The sequence below is a fragment of the Mesorhizobium qingshengii genome (assembly GCF_900103325.1).
Classification (GTDB): domain Bacteria; phylum Pseudomonadota; class Alphaproteobacteria; order Rhizobiales; family Rhizobiaceae; genus Mesorhizobium; species Mesorhizobium qingshengii.
The window spans coordinates 1-1,782 of the sequence record NZ_FMXM01000096.1; the positions used below are offsets into that span (position 1 = coordinate 1).

1 protein-coding gene and 1 pseudogene are annotated in these 1,782 nt (G+C 57.9%); one reads left to right on the plus strand and one right to left on the minus strand.

Features of this window, described 5'->3' with window-relative positions; all coding sequences use genetic code 11:
• Nucleotides 1-224: 224 nt before the first annotated feature.
• A pseudogene (nifA, locus tag BLS48_RS34495) lies at nt 225-1,349 on the minus strand (nif-specific transcriptional activator NifA); the annotation flags it as partial.
• Nucleotides 1,350-1,442: 93 nt separating this feature from the next.
• On the opposite strand from nifA, the gene BLS48_RS35485 reads away from it, so the two are divergent.
• Nucleotides 1,443-1,782, plus strand: a 340-nt coding sequence (locus BLS48_RS35485) for a hypothetical protein (RefSeq protein ID WP_143019605.1), incomplete at its 3' end; no start/stop codon positions are given.

Genomic DNA, 1,782 nt, shown 5'->3' on the forward strand with positions numbered 1-1,782 from the left:
GACCAACCGCTCGGCAGCACAAATTCGAACCCATCGACGCCAGGCAATGGCCGCGTGGGAAGCCGTGAGTGCACTGCCTGCCTGAAAAGCGCGGTAGCAGCCTCACGCGGCCACATTGCAAACAACGTGACAACGCCCACTGACGCCAGAACTCCGTCGTTTCGTCTCGAGTCGCCAAAGCACCAAGTCGGATTTGCCCCAGCTGCCATCGTCGGTCGTTTGTTTCAAAAACGCTTCACATTGATGGCGTGTTTTTTCAGCGCGTAACCAATCTGGCGCGGTGTCAGTCCAAGCAGGCGTGCGGCCTTCGCTTGGACCCCGCCACATATGTCCATGGCGGCCGTGATCCGATCGGCATTGTTCAAGTGGACTGCGTCGGCAGGCCGCGCCGGCGGCTGTCCTCCAGCCTCTGACGAGACTGCGGCGGAGGGGGCCGAAATCGCTTGCTGCGGCATGTTCGACCGGGGTCGCAGCGCGAGTTCTCCAGATGTGAGCTTATGCAACGCCGCAGCGAAGCATTGGCCCCGACAGCATGCAAAGTCGCCTCTCCCGATTGATGCTCCCTCGGCCAGAACCGCTGTCCGATACACGCAGTTTTCGAGCTCGCGAATGTTGCCGGGAAAATCACAGCTTGTCAGTACTTCAATCGCACTGGCATCGAAGGTCAGCATACCGCCGTTCTCATCGTTGAACTTCTTGAGAAACTCGGCTGCGAGGAGCGGAATATCAGTGCGCCTTTCGCGTAGCGCCGGCACCAGCAAATGAACCACATTGAGGCGGTAATAGAGGTCGGCACGGAATTCATTTTTTACAACGGCCTCTTCCAAATTCTTGTTCGTCGCGGCAATGATGCGAACATCGACTTTAATGGTCTGGTTGCCGCCGACGCGCTCGAACTCCTGCTCCTGCAGCACGCGTAAGAGCTTTGCCTGAAACGAGGGTGAGATCTCGCCGATCTCGTCCAAGAATAACGTCCCCTTGTGAGCGAGCTCAAAGCGTCCCTTATGCGAGTAGAATGCGCTTGTGAATGCGCCCTTCTCATGACCGAATAATTCGGATTCGAGGACGCTTTCTGTCAGCGACGCACAGTTGACCTTTACCAGGGGCCGCTTGGCGCGGGGCGACAACTCGTGAATAGCCTTGGCGACCAGCTCCTTGCCGGTACCGGATTCGCCTCGCAAGAGAACCGGAAAGTTGTACTTAGCGACGCGCGCGACTGTTTGAAGCAGATTGCGCAAAGGCAAACTGTCGCCAATGATCCCCTCTGACAGCAAGTACTGCTTTGCTATCGGTTCCCCACGGTCTAGATTACGGTCTAGATTAGTGTCACCATTGGCCATTATCGTCTCCTCGGTTTCGGGCCACGAAAACAACGCCCCGTTATCTGGCTTGCGACGTACCTCGGCGCACACGGCTTAGTCTGGCTCAGGGATGAGCCACCGTTGGCCGCCACAGCCAGGAGTTTCTACGCCGTGCAGGCCTGCGATTCATTGTCGCGCTTGCTCGCGTGGAAGGCAGTCATCAAGACACTTAAGACGCTGATACACAGATGCAGCGTGTTTACCAGCCGCGTGCGAGAATTTACCGGCGCTGACGCCGAGGCGATGGCGCTGGTCGAGGAAGTCGATCCGGTGCTTCGTCCAGTCGATCATCTGGCGAAGCTGCGCACATTCGCGCGCGAGCCCTTAACCAGGGCGGTTCTGTCGCAAAGATCGAAACGGGACAAAGGATGGCAGGAATCCGGGTCGGCGTTCTATGCCGTGAGGATGGCGAACTGCTCGG